The sequence below is a fragment of the Algoriphagus sp. AK58 genome (assembly GCF_014324365.1).
Taxonomy (GTDB): domain Bacteria; phylum Bacteroidota; class Bacteroidia; order Cytophagales; family Cyclobacteriaceae; genus Algoriphagus.
Map to the genome: position 1 here is coordinate 23,989 of NZ_QEIG01000006.1, position 16,748 is coordinate 40,736.

13 protein-coding genes and 1 tRNA gene are annotated in these 16,748 nt (G+C 44.4%); 9 read left to right on the forward strand and 5 right to left on the reverse strand.

The window, feature by feature from the left end; translation table 11 throughout:
* Positions 1 to 107: 107 nt before the first annotated feature.
* From DDT91_RS05380 to DDT91_RS05390, 3 genes are all read right to left on the reverse strand, one after another.
* Positions 108 to 803: an SIMPL domain-containing protein gene (locus DDT91_RS05380; protein ID WP_187175123.1), complete on the reverse strand. Its 696-nt coding sequence runs from the start codon at positions 801 to 803 to the stop codon at positions 108 to 110.
* Between the two features lie 77 nt (positions 804 to 880).
* The gene (locus DDT91_RS05385; RefSeq protein WP_187175124.1) at positions 881 to 3,454 is read right to left on the reverse strand and encodes a cation-translocating P-type ATPase; all 2,574 of its coding nucleotides are present in this window, start codon (positions 3,452 to 3,454) and stop codon (positions 881 to 883) included.
* Positions 3,455 to 3,573: 119 nt separating this feature from the next.
* Positions 3,574 to 4,110: a DUF4924 family protein gene (locus tag DDT91_RS05390; RefSeq protein WP_187175125.1), complete on the reverse strand. Its 537-nt coding sequence runs from the start codon at positions 4,108 to 4,110 to the stop codon at positions 3,574 to 3,576.
* 429 nt (positions 4,111 to 4,539) lie between these two features.
* Between DDT91_RS05390 and lepA the strand changes: the two genes are divergently transcribed.
* The 6 genes from lepA (at position 4,540) to DDT91_RS05420 (ending at position 11,109) form a co-directional block, all read left to right on the forward strand.
* Positions 4,540 to 6,327: a translation elongation factor 4 gene (gene lepA / locus DDT91_RS05395; protein ID WP_187175126.1), complete on the forward strand. Its 1,788-nt coding sequence runs from the start codon at positions 4,540 to 4,542 to the stop codon at positions 6,325 to 6,327.
* 134 nt (positions 6,328 to 6,461) lie between these two features.
* Entirely contained in the window at positions 6,462 to 6,824 is a 363-nt protein-coding gene (locus tag DDT91_RS05400; protein ID WP_187175127.1) for a four helix bundle protein, read from the forward strand.
* A 56-nt stretch (positions 6,825 to 6,880) separates the two neighbouring features.
* A complete protein-coding gene (folD, locus tag DDT91_RS05405) occupies positions 6,881 to 7,765 on the forward strand; it encodes a bifunctional methylenetetrahydrofolate dehydrogenase/methenyltetrahydrofolate cyclohydrolase FolD (RefSeq protein WP_187175128.1) in 885 nt (294 codons plus the stop codon).
* A 79-nt stretch (positions 7,766 to 7,844) separates the two neighbouring features.
* Positions 7,845 to 7,928: transfer RNA gene (locus DDT91_RS05410), tRNA-Leu, on the forward strand.
* A gap of 95 nt (positions 7,929 to 8,023) precedes the next feature.
* Entirely contained in the window at positions 8,024 to 8,566 is a 543-nt protein-coding gene (locus DDT91_RS05415) for a DsrE family protein (RefSeq protein WP_187175129.1), read from the forward strand.
* 53 nt (positions 8,567 to 8,619) lie between these two features.
* Complete coding sequence (locus DDT91_RS05420) at positions 8,620 to 11,109, forward strand: ATP-binding protein (RefSeq protein ID WP_187175130.1); 2,490 nt, start codon at positions 8,620 to 8,622, stop codon at positions 11,107 to 11,109.
* Here the strand turns inward: DDT91_RS05420 and DDT91_RS05425 are convergent, their stop codons facing one another.
* On the reverse strand, positions 11,110 to 12,531 hold the full coding sequence (locus DDT91_RS05425) for a sigma-54 dependent transcriptional regulator (RefSeq protein WP_187175131.1): 1,422 nt from the start codon (positions 12,529 to 12,531) through the stop codon (positions 11,110 to 11,112).
* 83 nt (positions 12,532 to 12,614) lie between these two features.
* On the reverse strand, positions 12,615 to 12,932 hold the full coding sequence (locus DDT91_RS05430; RefSeq protein ID WP_187175132.1) for a hypothetical protein: 318 nt from the start codon (positions 12,930 to 12,932) through the stop codon (positions 12,615 to 12,617).
* 325 nt (positions 12,933 to 13,257) lie between these two features.
* On the opposite strand from DDT91_RS05430, the gene DDT91_RS05435 reads away from it, so the two are divergent.
* The 3 genes from DDT91_RS05435 to DDT91_RS05445 all read left to right on the forward strand — a co-directional run bounded on the left by DDT91_RS05435 (position 13,258) and on the right by DDT91_RS05445 (position 16,699).
* Positions 13,258 to 15,141: an amidophosphoribosyltransferase gene (locus tag DDT91_RS05435; protein ID WP_187175163.1), complete on the forward strand. Its 1,884-nt coding sequence runs from the start codon at positions 13,258 to 13,260 to the stop codon at positions 15,139 to 15,141.
* 446 nt (positions 15,142 to 15,587) lie between these two features.
* On the forward strand, positions 15,588 to 16,253 hold the full coding sequence (locus DDT91_RS05440; RefSeq protein ID WP_187175133.1) for a hypothetical protein: 666 nt from the start codon (positions 15,588 to 15,590) through the stop codon (positions 16,251 to 16,253).
* A 14-nt stretch (positions 16,254 to 16,267) separates the two neighbouring features.
* A complete protein-coding gene (locus DDT91_RS05445; protein ID WP_187175134.1) occupies positions 16,268 to 16,699 on the forward strand; it encodes a hypothetical protein in 432 nt (143 codons plus the stop codon).
* Positions 16,700 to 16,748 lie beyond the last annotated feature (49 nt).

Genomic DNA, 16,748 nt, shown 5'->3' on the forward strand with positions numbered 1-16,748 from the left:
GATTTGAAATTTCCTGAATTTCAGGATCAAAGCCGAAACCACTGGTCAAAAAAAAGACCCGACAGGTTTCATAAACCTGTCGGGTCTGCCTTTTTTCTTGAGTTTTATCAATAAGTATACTTCACATATACCCGCTTGGTAATGGTCTGATCGTCTGTTTGGATCAGCATTTCCTCGGAATCTGCCATAGCGGCCTTTGCATTCATCATATAGACAGGCTGAGGTCTATAGTTAGGCTCCATCGTGACATGAAACACTCTCAGCCCTTTGAGATTCAAGGTGGTTCCGATCAGATTTGCTTTAGCTTCCGCATCTTTCAGGGCTTCTGTCAGAAGAGTGTTCTCTAGGGATTTCCGGGTAGCTTCGGCTACGCCAAAGTGGAGGTTATAGCTCATGTCTCCTGATTTTTGGATGCCTTCCACGATTTTCTGAAGGTCAGGATTAGTGGCTGTTGTGATGATTCTCAAGTTTTGTCGGGCTACATAGCCACTGTCTTTGGCTGACCCGCTACGGTAGATTCGATTCACATCCACGGAGTAGTTGTCAGCCACCAGCTTGTAATCTCTGATTTTTTCCTTCTTCAGGGCCTCGGAGAGGTTCTGAGTTTTTCGGTTCAAAACAGACACCGCATCATTGACTTTCAGACCCTTTTCCTCCAGGGAAATGAAAAATACCGCCTCATCCGGTGCAACTTTGCGTTCGGCATAGCCTTCGACTTCGATCAGAGGAACCTGTTGAATCTGTTGTGCTGCCAGTGGGAGACTGACCATAAGTCCCATGAGTAATCCAAAAATCGTTTTCATCTTTTATGTAGTTGGTTTTAATCTGTGTTATTCAAAAGCTGATCCAATTTCCCTTTTCCATTAGGTAAAGCGGCTGATTAAGTTTTTTTAACAGAAACAAGATGCTTTCTGATCAATTTCTCCAATTCAACGGCATGGAACACGACCAAGGCCATAGCACCTGAAAAGAGCAGTTCTTGCAAATCCAAAGGTTCTGTCCGGAATATCGGGTTCATAAATGGCAAGTAGATCACGCCCATCTGAAGAAGAAATGTCAGGCCTATTGCCAATAAAAGGGGTTTATTGCTCAAAAAGCCCTGCTGGAAGAGGAACATTCGGTTACTTCTTACCGCCATCACATGCCCCAATTGTGAGAAGGCCAAAACAGAGAAAACCATGGTTTGCCAGTGCCAACCTTGTTGAATGGCCCAATATTGGGTAAACAGGGTCACCGCAGCCATTAGCATTCCTACCCAAATAATGTGATAACCCACTCCATGAGCGAAAAGACTTTCTTTGGGAGGGCGGGGGGGGCGTTTCATAATGTCCTGCTCGGGACGCTCACTGGCCAATGCCAAGGCAGGCAGGCCATCAGTCACCAAGTTGATCCAAAGGATATGAATCGGAAGTAGGGGATTGGGGAGACCCAAAAACGGGGCGAGACCTATGGCCCAGATTTCTGCACTGTTGCAGGTCATGATGTACTTGACAAACTTCACGATGTTGTCAAAAATCCGTCTGCCTTCCCGTACTGCGCGGACGATCGTTGAAAAATTGTCATCCAATAAAATCAGGTGGGCAGCTTCCTTGCTCACGTCGGTTCCGGCGATTCCCATGGCTACCCCGATATTGGCTGCTTTGAGCGAAGGGGCATCGTTGACCCCATCTCCGGTCATGGCCGCAAAGTGCCCTTTTTGCTGGAGGGCCTGAACGATTCGAAGCTTTTGTTCAGGGGCAACCCGGGCGTAGACACTTACTTTTTCGACCTGATTGGCAAACTCTTCTTCCTCGAGATTTCTCAATTCTGATCCTGTCAGAACCAGATCTCCGGGAGTCCAAATGCCCACAGCCTCGGCAATGGCTCGGGCAGTAGCAGGATGGTCTCCCGTAATCATCACTGGTTTAATTCCCGCTGTTTTACATTCGGATATTGCCGTTTTTACCTCATCCCTTGGTGGGTCGATCATCCCTACTTTTCCGAAATAATCCAGGTCGGATTCTAAGGATTGCCATTGGTGTTGCTCCGGCAATTGATCGATCAATTTGCCTGCGAAAGCCAAGACCCTCTCGCCGCGTTTTGCCCACTCCTCCGCACTTTCCCTTAGTTCCTGGGCTAATTCTTGCTTGTTCAAGATCGAAGAAATGGACTCGGGGGCACCTTTGCACACGACCAAAATTTTATTTTCGAATTGGTGGAAGGTGGACATTCTTTTTCGATCCGAGTCAAAAGGGAGTTCACCGATCCTCGGGGCCATGAGTTCGAGTTTCCGGTATTGTTCCAGAGAGATTTCTTTCAAAAGCCGGTCTACCAATGCCTGTTCAGTGGATTCTCCATTGGTTTTACCCTTTTTGGATACCTGCACATCATGACAAAGCCCCAGTCCCAGCTGAAGATTGGAGAATTCCGTGGAATAACTTGACCGGTGGTAGGTTTCGGTGTCAACCACGGTCATTTTGTTTTGGGTAAGGGTCCCTGTTTTATCGGTGCAGATATAGGTCACCGATCCAAGGCTTTCCACAGCAGGAAGTTTTCGGATCAGAGCCTTTTTCTTTGCCAATCTTCCCGCTCCAAGAGAAAGTGCGATGGTGATCAAGGCGGGCAATGCTTCCGGAATAGCTGCTACGGCCAAGCTGACGGAAAGCAACAAAACGGAAAACAATTCCTCTCCTCTGGCAAGTCCGGCAAGGAATAAAACCAGGCAAATCACCAAAATCAGGTAAGAAATCACCTTGGCAAACCGCTGCATCCGTTGCTGTAAAGGCGTCACAGGTGCGGCTTTGTGAAGCAAACTTGCGATTTTCCCGATTTCTGTGTTCATCCCAGTGGCCACTACCAAGCCACTCGCCCGCCCATGCGTGGCTAGAGTACCCTTGAAGGCCATGTTTAGCTGATCTCCTGGGCTTAAGTTGGGATTCTCCAGAATCACCTGAACCTTGTCAATGGGTACCGATTCTCCGGTGAGGGAGGATTCATCAATTTTTAGTGAAAAGGTGTCAATCAATCTAAGATCCGCCGGTACCATGTTTCCAGCTTCAAGCGCTACCACATCACCAGGAACAAGTTCCTTGGATGGGACTGAAATCCATTGGCCGTCTCTCAAGACTTTACTTTGAGTTTCGGTAAGTTTTTTAAGGGATTCCATTGCCTTCTCAGCGCGGTATTCCTGCACAAATCCCAAGACAGCATTGAGCACTATGATCACCAAAATGATAAACGTGTCGGTCAGGTCTCCCACAATTCCCGAGATGATGGCAGCAGCTGCCAAAATCAGGATCATGAAGTCTTTGAACTGTCCCAGAAAAAGTAACCAAGCCGGTTTTTTCTTTTTTTCCTGTAGTGCGTTTGGACCGAATTTTTCTAACCTTATCGAGACCTCAGACTGGCTTAGTCCTGATGACTTAGAATCAAACTGGGCGAATAGCTGTTCAGTAGACTGTTGATAATAGGACATGCTGATGAGGAATCGGTTTGTCTAAAAATACAAACTACCTGGAAGTAAAACTTTAATTCCAGGGAAAAAGACTGTTACAAAAAATAACTTCCTCAACCCGTACGGATCGATCGCCAGAATCAATTTCTTTCTATCAACTCTTGTTGATAAACGAGATTGAGAAAGCTCAGGACCTCCCCAAACGCTTCGGCTGCTTTGGCCTGTTGATCGCTTACTTTTTTTCCCAGCAATCTGCAAAGAAGAAGTCCATAGATCCCATTGAGGCAGATTTGGATTTCGTTGCCGGGATTTTCCCCATTGGCTGCCAAAATAGAATCAAGAATATGGGGTTTGGCTTGGTGATAAGTTTGGAAGTAGGATTTATCGGATTTCAGCAATCTGTAGTGAAGCTGTAGCAGTTGGTCTACCAGCGTGTTTAGCTCTTTTAGGTGGCCTTTTTCCAGTATTCCCTGGCTCTTCATCTCGGTTAATAGCCGTTCAAACCACTCCGTGATTTTCTTTTTTTCGGCATCCGATACTGGATAGTGTGCAATTACATATTCTCGGATCTCCTCCATGTTTCCCTGAAAAGATCGGATTAGATCCTCCATTTGGTACATGTAGATCAGGTATTCTCCGATGTTTTGGGATTTTTTCTTTTCGGCAACAGATTGCATGGAATTGGGTTAATGAAAAAGCAAAAGTAGGAAATGATGTAAATACAGTGGAATTACAGTTGAAATACACTAGAAATAAACCTCGCTGCGCGAGGTGAAATAAGCTTTGCAGTTCGGAAACACCGGATCATATCAACCAAAATTATTTCGCCGAAGGCGTATTTCGTTTTGCGTAGCAAAAGTTATTTCAAGTGTATTTCGGTTGAAATCATCTGGCTTTAGGCTTATTTCATCCTTAAAAGCATAAAGTATTTCAATAATATTTTATGGGTAATGATCTCGCAGTAGGCCTATTTCATTTTGCGAAGCAAAAAGTATTTCTACCATATTTCCAATGTATTTCAGAAAGTGTAAACCCGATATAAGCCTATTTCAAATTCCCTATCAATCAAACCCTCTTTTTTCCTACTTTTGCGCCACGAAGAGCTTATGAAAAACATTAGAAATTTCTGTATCATCGCCCATATCGATCATGGGAAGAGTACATTGGCGGATAGGTTGTTGCAGTTTACCAACACGATCTCTGATCGCGAAATGCAAAACCAAGTGTTGGACGATATGGATCTGGAGCGAGAGCGGGGCATCACCATCAAGTCTCATGCGATCCAGATGAAGTACACCTACAAGGGAGAGGAGTATATCCTCAACCTGATCGATACTCCGGGACACGTTGACTTTTCGTATGAAGTGTCCAGATCCATTGCCGCCTGTGAGGGCGCGTTGTTGATTGTGGATGCTTCCCAGGGAATCGAAGCTCAGACCATTTCCAATCTCTATTTGGCTTTGGGTCAGGATCTGGAAATCATTCCGGTGTTGAACAAAATTGACCTTCCGGGAGCCGATCCCGAAAGCCGCGCCGATGAAGTAATTGACTTGATCGGATGCAATCGTGAAGATATTATTTTGGCCTCCGGCAAAGAGGGGATTGGAATCGAAGATATCCTCAATGCTGTCGTGGAGCGTATTCCAGCCCCGAAAGGAGATCCAGAGGCACCGCTTCAGGCGATGATTTTTGACTCTCAGTTTAACTCCTTCCGTGGAGTAGAAGTAATCTTTCGGATCTTCAATGGTACTATCAACAAGGGTGACAAAATCAAATTTGTAAATACAGGGAAGGAATATTTTGCAGACGAAATCGGAATTCTCGGTATCAACCAAATTCCTCAGCAGACCATGAGTGCCGGTAATGTGGGTTACCTCATTTCCGGTATCAAAGTGGCCAAAGAAGTGGCGGTTGGAGATACGATAACCCATGTGAAAAATCCTTGCAAGGAAGCGATCAAAGGGTTTGAAAATGTGAAGCCGATGGTTTTTGCAGGGATTTATCCGGTAGATACCACCGAGTTTGAAGAGCTTCGTGCTTCCATGGAAAAACTCCAATTGAACGATGCTTCCTTGGTGTGGGAACCTGAAACTTCCGCCGCTTTGGGTTTTGGATTCCGTTGCGGATTCTTGGGTATGCTCCACATGGAGATCGTACAGGAGCGATTGGAGCGAGAATTTGACATGACCGTCATCACGACGGTGCCTTCGGTTCAGTTTAGAGCACTTATGACCAATGGTTCGGTGCAGGTCATCAATGCCCCCAGCGATATGCCGGATCCTACCAAAATGGATCATATTGAGGAGCCTTTTGTCAAGGCTTCCATTATTACAGCTTCCGATTATGTAGGGCCTGTGATTCAGCTGTGTATGGAAAAGCGAGGACAGATCAAAAATCAGGTGTACTTGACTGCCGACCGTGTCGAATTGCAGTTTGATATGCCCTTGGCGGAGATCGTGTTTGACTTCTTCGACAAGTTGAAAACCATTTCCAGAGGCTATGCTTCTTTGGATTACGAACTGAAAGGATTCCAACCGTCCCACATGGTGCGTTTGGATATCATGCTCAACGGTGAACCTGTGGATGCGCTTTCTGCCATCGTGCACCGTGACAAAGCTTACGAGTGGGGCAAGAGACTCTGTGAAAAGTTAAGAGAGCTTGTACCAAGGCAAATGTTTGAGATTGCAATCCAAGCTGCTATTGGACAAAAGATCATTGCCCGTGAGACGATCAAGGCGCTTCGAAAGAATGTGTTGGCCAAGTGTTATGGCGGTGATATTTCTCGAAAAAGAAAGCTTCTAGAAAAGCAGAAAAAAGGTAAGAAGCGTATGAGACAAGTCGGCAACGTCGAGGTGCCTCAGGAGGCGTTTATGGCGGTGTTGAAGTTGGATTAACACTTCGATGTTCGAAATTCGAAGTTCTTCATTCGTTATTATTCTGTTCTCTATTTGAAATTCCTTCTTCTATTCCTTTAGATCATTCTACTTTACATGGTTTTCTTGTTTTTTAATTAAAATTCAAATTTGCCATGGGAAAGAAGTTTGATCTAGAGGATACATTGATTGATTTTGCAGCCCAAATCATATTGTTTATGGATGGTATGATTCCAACGAAGGCAGGTAGCCATATCTCAGGACAAATGCTTCGTAGCGGAACTAGTCCTGCCTTAAATTATGGAGAAGCTCAAAGCGGTGAATCCAGAAGGGATTTCATTCACAAATTGAAAGTGATTTTAAAGGAGTTGCGTGAAACCTTAGTGGCTTTGAAAATCACTGAAAGATCAAACCTTCATCCGGATCTTGAATTTTTAAACTTGATGAAGGATGAATGCAATCAGTTGATTTCCATTTTTGTCAAAAGTGTGACCACTGCTGAAAAGAATGGATTTTGAATAATGAATTTCGAACACAGAATGTCGAATAGTGAATTCGACCAACCCCAAACAGTATGTTTACATTAATCGACGGAAAAAAGACATCCCAAGAAATCAAGAATGAAATCGCTGCCAGAGTAGCGGAAATCAAAGCCGAGGGCGGAAAAACGCCCCACTTGGCGGCTGTACTTGTAGGCAACGACGGCGCTAGCCAAACCTATGTCGGTGCCAAAGTAAAAGCCTGCGAGGAAGTGGGATTTCAGTCCACCTTGGTGCGTCTTGAGGCAGATATCTCAGAGGCTGAACTGCTCAAAGTGGTAGAAGACATCAATGAAAATCCGGACATCGACGGATTGATTGTTCAACTCCCTCTTCCAAAGCATATCTCCGTGGATAAGGTGACCAACAAGATCAAGCCAGAAAAAGACGTAGATGGGTTTACTCCTGCCAATGTAGGACGAATGACACTCAACTGGCCAGCCTACGTGGCTGCAACTCCTTATGGAATCGTGGAACTTTTGAAGCGATATCAAATAGAAACTTCTGGAAAACATTGTGTGGTGATTGGTAGAAGCCATATTGTAGGCAGCCCGATGAGTATTCTTATGGCGAGAAATGGCTATCCAGGAAATGCCACCGTAACTCTGACACACAGCAAAACGCAAAATTTGGCAGAAATCTGTCGAACAGCTGATATCCTGATCGTAGCGATCGGCAAACCGGAGTTTGTCACCGCCGACATGGTGAAGCCAGGGGCGGTAGTGATCGACGTGGGAATTCACCGAATCGATGATCCAAGCAAAAAGTCCGGGTTCAGACTGATTGGAGATGTGAAGTTTGACGAAGTAGCTCCTTTGGTCTCTGCAATCACTCCTGTGCCGGGTGGAGTAGGTCCGATGACGATTGCAGCTTTACTTTACAATACCCTTCAATCTGCCGAAAAGAAGGTTTTTGGATAAAACTCAAAAAAAGTCAAGAAATCCTTGAATCAGGTTTGCATCGATTGCCTTGGATTTCTACTTTTGCTGACCCTAATACGCGCATGTGGTGAAACTGGTAGACACGCCACTTTGAGGGGGTGGTGCCCGTTCGGGTGTGGAAGTTCGAATCTTCTCATGCGCACAAAGCCCAACTGAGATATCGGTTGGGCTTTTTTCTTTGAATGGGCTTTTTTGTGGCCGAAAAATTTTTACCTTTTCCGACTATTCACCTGCCTTATGAAAAACCTTATCAAGTTTTCGCTTTCAGCCTTTCTTTTTGCTTTCAGCCTTTCTGTCTTTGCGCAGACACCGCAGTTTCCTATTGTCAAAGGATTCGGAGGTATCTATGAAATTCCTGATGCCACAGAGCGCCCCGACGGAACCTTGGAATACAAAATTCTGGTAGACCTTACTTCTCCCTCGGAAGATAATAAGCAGATTTCCCGATTTGTGGACAATGTGGCCAGAATGATGAATCTTCATGGTTTGGCTGGGGTGACCAAGGACAGACTAAAAGTAAAAGTGATTATTCACGGCGGAGGTATTTTCACGTTGTTGACTCACGAGAATTACAAAAAGCGATTTGAAGTCGACAATCCTAATTTGGCTGTCTTCGAGGCCCTAAAAGAAGCAGGTGCTGATATAATGGTCTGTGGACAGTCTCTGATCGCCCGAAATCTTAAGACTTCGGATCTTTGGCCTGGGGTGAGAATCGCTCATTCTGCCCTTACCACCATTACGACCTATGTGCCTCAAGGCTATATTTTATTGAGGTTTTGATCAGCTTGGAATAGAAATTGGTTAGTCAAGGGCTCAACAAGACTGCTAAGCCCTTGACCACCATTACTTCCACAGGCCGAAAGGTCGTCTTTGGTTTTTTTGTAGCAACCATTTTTTTGATTGCGGTTGCAGGTCTTACCTATATTTCCCTGAATCGCTTGGTGGAATCTGTGGATCAGCTTGCCCAGCCCAATCAAAAGCTGGATTTATTGAATTCCCTTCAGGAGGAGGTCTTTAAAATTACCCAAATAGGTTCGGAAAGTTCCATCAACGACGTTCGGATCAAGGACTCGACCATCCTTTTCTTGGAGACAAAGCTTTCTAAGCTGGATACGCTCTCCTCTGATACGGTGGAAACACGCTCTATCCAGTCCATTCGTGAAAATTTGGCCTTATTGATCAATGGGTATCAGGATCTGTATGATGTAAAAAGAAATCTTTCCAACCGGAATTTTTCCCAGGAAGCTCTCCGAAGACTGGAGATCAGTATCCGCAGAAGGGCATTGGCCCTAGAGACCCAGCCCTTGAGAGAATTAAATCCAAGACAACTTAGAAACTCTGAACTGCAGCAGCAGGCCCAAGCCAATCTGGAGCGGCAATCAAGTGTCTTAAATGCTGATGAGGACCGAATCATTCGCTACCTACAGCAGTTTCAAAAGCAAAACGCAGAAAGTAATTCTCAGTCCAAAACAGTAAATTTGGATAGTGTGCTCTATTCCCTGAGTAGGGTGATGGGGAGAATTTACCGTGAAGAATCCGTGCAGAGGCAAAATCTGGCACGTCTCGAATCGGATATTTTTCAAAAGCAGGCCACTCTGACCTCGACCATTCAGGCATTGATCGGAGATCTGCAGGCTCAAACTATCCAATCCTCCAATGAACAAAGTCGTCAGGCAGCTAGCCTGGTTTCTGATGTTACTTTTTTCTTGATCATGGTGGTGGTGTTGGCGGTCTTGTCCACCTTGGCTTTGATCTATTCCATTCTCAAAGAGATTCGGATCAACCGACGCTATCAGGAGGATTTGGAAGTTTCCAGGCAAAAATCGGAGGAGTTGGCTAGATCCAAGCAAGAGTTTTTGGCCAATATGAGCCATGAAATCCGAAATCCGCTTCACCTGATTCAGGGGTATGGAAATGTTCTTAAAAAAACACCCCTTAACTCCGATCAGCTTTCCCATCTTCAGATGATCGGCTTTGCTTCAGACACGCTAAAGGAAATCGTGGATGATATTTTGGATTTTTCCAAACTCGAGGCGGGAAAACTTAAGCTGGATAATTATCCTTTTGACCCTATCGGGCTTTTTGAAAACATTCAAAACTTCTTTGAGCTGAGCGCAAAAGAAAAAAAATTAGGGTTTGAGTGGAACATTGAATTGCCCGAAAATCAATGGCTGATCGGGGACGAACTCCGACTCAAGCAAATCCTCAACAATCTCCTGAGCAACGCTTTCAAATTCACTAAAAAAGGAGGAATTGATGTTTCCATTAAATGGAAGTCAGGAATGCTTTTTCTGGAAGTGAAAGACTCCGGCATTGGGATGAAGCCCAAAGAGTTGGAAAAAGTGTTTCAGGAGTTTGATCAGGCAGACACTTCGGTTTCGAGGAGGTTTGGAGGTACAGGATTGGGATTGGCCATAGTCAAGCGCTTGGTAGATTTGATGAAGGGCGAACTCAAGGTGGAAAGCGAGTATGGGAAAGGTACCCTGATGCACGTCAGCATTCCCATGCAAACCAGCCCTGTGCCTGAGTGGACCGATACCAAATCCAACGCGGAGACGGTCGATTTGACAGGGATTCAAGTGCTATTGGTGGATGATGATGCGGTAGGCTTAAAGTACCTTCAGCTGGTATTGGAGTATTTTGGAGCAGAGGTCAAAACCTATCAAGGAGGAGTTTCCTTCAGAGATTCTTTTTCGGTAGAGCCTTTTGATTTTGCCTTAATCGATATTCAGATGCCTGAAATTTCCGGATATGAAGTGGTCAAATCTCTCAAATCCATGGACTTTTATTCCCAGTTGCCGGTGTTGGCCATGACTGCCAATGTATTTGTAGAAGAGAAGGAAAAACTCCAGAATCAAGGTTTTCAGGATGTTATTCTAAAGCCTTTTCAGGAAAAAGAACTGGTCGAAAAACTTGGGATCCTTTTTCCCGAAAGGACCAAAGCTCAAAAAATCGAAGGAAATACCCAGCCCAATGATATGTCAATGCCTTACCAGCTAAATGATTTGGAGAAGTTTTGCATGGGAGATGAAGAGTTGCTTCAGGATATCATCAAAGACCTAATTCGCACCACGGAGGCTGACCTTGTCAAACTCAGCAAAGCCAGACTGAATGACCGATGGGATGAGATGCTTGAGATTTGCCATCAACTAGGTAGCCGCTTGGGACAAATCAAAAGCCCGGCAAGTCCATTTGCCCGAAAAGTGGAAAACAGTCTCAAAATCAACAATAAATCAGGAATTATTGAGCCACTCAATACCCTGGATCAACTCACCCGGGAAACGCTTCAAGCCCTTAAGGACAAGATCAATCAGACTGCCTGATTATTCCAGACCGTATTTTTCCATTTTGCTGTAAAGCGTTTTACGGTCCATTTTGAGGATTTTGGCTGTTTTGGACTTGTTGTACCTTGTGTCTTGAAGCACTTTCAGAATCAATTCTTTCTCCTGCTCTTGAAAGTGGGATTTGTAATCTCCTGCAGGGATTGACCTTGCGGGAGCGATAGTAGAAGAGAAAGAAGCGGGGGAGGACTCAGAGGTCATCTTTTTCTCAAAAAATTGGGACTCGAGCAATTCTGAAGGGAGTGCATCTCGTTCGATTCGGTCACTTGCGCTGAGTAGTACAGCCCGATTGATCATATTTCGGAGTTCTCTTAGATTTCCCGGCCAGTCATAGGAATAGAACGTTTCCCACACTTCAGGTGCCAGACTTTTGATCGATTTGTTGAGGCGCTGATTGCTTTCTTCGATGAAGTTTTGGACAAAATGTTCCAGATCCGCCTTTCGGTTACGAAGAGGGATGGCATGTAGGGTAAACTCATTGAGACGGTGGTATAGATCTTCCCTGAAAAGCCCCTCTCCGGATTGGGAAAGCAGGTTTTCATTGGTGGCAGCAATAATCCGTACATCGATCTCAATCTCCTTGTTGCCTCCGATTTTACGGATTTTTCTTTCCTGAATGGCCCGTAGAAGCTGGATTTGCACTTCATAACTCAGGTTGCCGATTTCGTCCAGAAAGATGGTGCCTCCGTTTGCCATTTCAAAGTGGCCGGTTTTGTGGTCCAAAGCTCCGGTAAATGCGCCTTTGACATGGCCAAACAGTTCCGAACCTGCGAGATCTTTGGGAAGTGCCCCGCAGTCGATGGCGATAAACGGACCGTTTTTACGGGAAGAAAATTCATGTATCCGTTTGGATATGAGTTCCTTTCCTGTGCCGGTCTCTCCCAGCACGAGAACACTCAAGTCAGTGGGAGCTACCAGTTGGATGTGTTTTTCCAATTTCTCTGCATCCTGTGAATCTCCCACGACATAAGAAGAATGGGAAGCTGAAGAAGATTTTGCCAGAGGAGAAGGGATTTCCTCTGTTTTCTCAGGAGTTGGTTTTGCTTTTTGGGAGAGTGATTCCCTTACCGTGGCCAGAAGCTCGTCGGGATTAATGGGTTTAGTGATGTATTCAAAAGCCCCAAGTTTCATCGCTTTGATGGCAATGCGGATATCCGAATAGTGAGTGATCAGGATAATCTGCATTTGGGGGAATTTTTCTTTGGCCCATTGAAGAAGTTCCATCCCTGTACCATCAGGAAGACGAAAATCAGCAATCGTCAGATCTATTTTTTCCGTGGTAAGCAGATTTTGAGCTTCTTTCACCTTAGTGCAGGTGCTCACCTCGAATCCATTTTTTTCCAAAAAGTTTTTGACTATCCTCGAATAGGTCAAATCATCCTCGACTAATAAGATATGGGCCATGGTTTTCGCTTTTTTTTAATTAGGTTACAAAAAAAGCACCAGACAGACGTCCGGCGCTTTTTTAATTAGAGGGATCTAGCAACTTACTCTTTTATTTCATTTCCTTCAGCGTCGTAGTTTTTGTCCATCTTTTCACCTTGCGCATTGGTAAAGGTTACTTTGTAATGAACTTTTTTGTCAACGCTGGTGATCTTCCAAGCCTCTGAAATTGCTGAGCCTTTGAGCGTTTCATCACCGGCGATAGTTGTCTTTACAGGCTCTGGAAGTTCATTGGCATTGATTTGGACTTTCTCTTCCTGAATGGAAATTTCTATCGCATCGGTTGATACTGATGCCACTGCAGGTTGAACAAAAGCCGCACCGGCTACCAAAAGGGTGGACATTAAAATGGTCTTTTTCATGGTAATTAGTTTTTTGGTTTAGTATAATTCAGAATCCGGATCTGATTTCGGAAACTTGTTTTCCGATGGTGTTAGGATTAATGCTAAGCCCGTGCCAAGGGCCCAAAACCGGTTATTTCCTACTTTTTTGAAAAAATGGATGTAGAATAGTGGGGAATTTTTCCCCAGATTGAATTAGTGGAAAAGGGCTCAGGTTCATTTCCTGTCAGTGCACCCCGTTTTTTGACCAACCATAGATAATTCTTCCTAAGAGAACTTTTTGTCACAAATAAATCTTTTGAAATCACGTACCTTTGAAGTCTCAAAAGAACCTTCGTCCTTCTCCATGAGTGATGCTATCAAACATGAGTGCGGTATAGCCATGATTCGGCTGCGCAAACCCACTCAATATTACATCGACAAATACGGATCCGCCTCTTTTGCAGCCAACAGGCTGTATGTGCTGATGCAGAAGCAGATCAACCGAGGCCAGGATGGAGCCGGAGTCGCCAACATCAAGATCAACACTAAGCCGGGTACCCGATACATTAGCCGGTACCGATCGGTAGAACCCTCAGCAGTCAACGACATCTTCGAGAAAATCAACAAGAAGTACAAAAAGGCCAAGAAACTAGGAGGTCACGATGCCCTCAGCGATGGGGAATGGCTCAAAGAAAACATCGCCTTCTCCGGTGAAGTCTGGCTCGGACACCTTCGATACGGAACCCACGGAGAAAACAGCATCGAAACTTGCCACCCTTTTCTCAAGCAGAATAACTGGAGAAGCCGAAACCTCGTCATGGCCGGCAACTTCAACATGACCAACAACGAGGAACTTTTTGGAAAACTAGTCCAACTCGGACAACACCCTAAGGAAAAAACCGATACCGTTACCGTGATGGAAAAAATCGGACACTTTTTGGATGAAGAAAATCAACGCATTTTCGACAAATACAAGCACAACCACACCAACGAACAGCTTACTCACATCATTGAAAATGAACTCGATGTGGCCCGAATCCTGAGAAGGTCCTGCAGGGACTTTGATGGAGGCTATGCCATGGCGGGAATGATCGGTAATGGTTCTGCTTTTGTGGTGAGAGACCCGTCCGGTATTCGTCCTGCGTTTTACTATGCGGATGAGGAGGTCATTGTAATTGCTTCAGAGAAACCGGCTATCAAGTCAGCTTTCAATATTGATTTCAATGCCATCAAGGAGATTAAGCCCGGTCATGCCATCGTGATCAATAAGGACGGTTCCTACTCTGAGGATGAGATTTTGCCTGCCAGAGAAAAGAAGTCTTGCTCTTTTGAGCGGATCTATTTTTCGAGAGGAACAGATCCGGGAATCTACCAGGAAAGAAAAAATCTTGGCAAAGCCTTGATTCCTCAGATTCTGAAAGCGATTGACTTTGACCTGAAAAACACCGTGTTTTCCTACATTCCCAATACCGCCGAAACGGCCTTTTTGGGCTTGATCGAGGGATTGGATGAATACTTGGTAGCCAAAAGAAAGGAAGTCCTGCTGGATGGGAAACCTCATGTCGGCGATCTGGATGAACTCCTGAGTTTCCGCCCACGGGTCGAAAAATTGGTTAGCAAAGATGTGAAGCTGCGGACCTTTATCACGAGTGATGAGGACCGAGATTCGATGGTAGCGAGTGTTTACGATACTACTTACGAAGTGATCCGTCCTGGAATTGACACCGTAGTGGTGATCGATGACAGCATCGTGAGAGGAACTACCTTGGAGAAAAGTATCCTCACCACGCTCGATAAGCTGAATCCCAAGCGAATCGTGATCGTCTCCTCCGCTCCTCAGATTCGTTATCCGGATTGCTATGGCATCGACATGTCCCGAATGAAGGAATTTATCGCCTTCCGTGCGGCCATCGCCCTGATCAAGGAGCGCAAAATGGAAAATCTATTGGAGCAAGTGTATGAGTCTTGTATATCTCAACCTCACAATTCCGAGAACTTCGTAAAGCAGGTGTATGCCCCATTTACCGATGAGGAAATTTCAGACAAAGTCGCCGAAATTGTGACTACTTCTGAAATTCATGCTGAGGTGAAAGTGATTTTCCAGACGGTAGACAACTTGCATAAATGCATCCCGGATCACTTGGGGGACTGGTATTTTACCGGCGACTATCCGACTACGGGAGGTACGCGCGTGGTCAACCGTGCCTTTGCCAACTATATGGAGGGCAAAGTGGTCAGAGCGTATTAATTAGAGATTAGAAGTTTGAGATTTGATGCTTCGACCTCCAGATTCCCGTCCCTCAGGAGGTCACAGCTTGAATTTGGAAAGCCCTTGGATCTGTGGATTCAGAGGCTTTTTTGATGGAGGGGAGCGCTCTTAGACCTGTCAGGTTTTTGAAAACCTGACAGGTCTTTTTAGTTAGCTAACCTGCCTTGACCAGCTTTTTCTAAATTTTTCTTTTTGAAATTCAAGAAGTTATAAGCTATTGAATAAAAAATAGTTCGTTGGGGGTTGTTTTTTGGGAATTCACTCCACTTATTACTTAAGAAATTTTTATGGCCGTAAAAAATTCGTTTTTGAGTCGAGTAAACCAAACCATTTTCTAAACACAAACTTTTAAAAAAATCATGTTTAAAAATTATTTCAGATCAAATCAGATCAAATCAGATCAAATCAGATCAAATCAGATCTTAATGTTTAAAAGAGGGCTACCACTTTGGGTCTTTTTGATTTTTTTGGTTTCGTGTAAAAACGCTGCAAAGGACTCTGATATTTCGGCAAAAGGTCCTATTCCAGCGGATGGAGGCGGAGAAATTAGCATCCCATCTTTTTATCCAACTGACACGGTGAGCTGGTGGGGAAGAGAAAGTGAAACTGATTTTCTACGCATCGTCAGTGATCGGGAAGAATTGGATAAGTCGTCCCTGATGATGGATGGCAAGTCTGTTTTTGAAGAGAATGCTTCAATGCTTGTACAGGAGTTGGGTTTGGAAAAACTCTCCGAAAATGGGGAATTTTCCACCTTTGAAGCTAATGGATTCCGTTTGGTAACTAAGGGCAACCAATCCTTTTCAATTGCAATTCAAAAACCAGAAAAATTCAGCCTTGAAGGAAAAGCTCTTCAGGATCTCACCTTGGCTGAATTTAAACAGCGCTATCCTAAATCTTATGCAGCTAGGAATTTTGGTACAAGGAGTGATTCTAAAATTATCACAAGTTATCCTGATACTATTCCTTCAAGCTTTGATTATTCCTTCATTTATATCATGGATAAAGGAGAATTGAGGCTCTTTTGGGTAGAAGGAAAATTGGCGGAGGCTTTTGTTGTCTTTGGTCAGCAGCAAAGAGGAGATTTTTAATTTTATCTGAATTTATGAAGCGACTAATATTTAATAGCCTAATAGTGGTTTTGTTTTCCGCATGTTCCCTTTGGGAAAGACAGCAGTTTGAATTCACCTATCAAGTAGTTTCTGAATCTGAAATTGTGGTGGATTTTACCAAAATTAATTCCGGATCTTGGGACACACTTCTTTTCGTTCGTCCTTATGCCACTTCTCAGCAGCTCGGGATTGGTTATTTGGATTCTGAGTTTCTTGCACAAAGAGCAGTAAACGACGGTGTCATAATCAGTAGCTACATTTTTGATGGGGAAATGGATGGTTATACTTCCTGCCCGCGGTTTCCAGTAGATTTTGATCAGCTTTTTGATGACTTGGATTCTGTCTCTGTTTTAAAGATTCCACGTTTAGAGGCGGTATTCAGATTTGTTAAGAATGAGGAGGGTAGGTATCGGCTGAAAAAGTAGTTCGACCGATTCGATTAGAGTATTTTAAACCGGAAGTGAATTTTCTCCC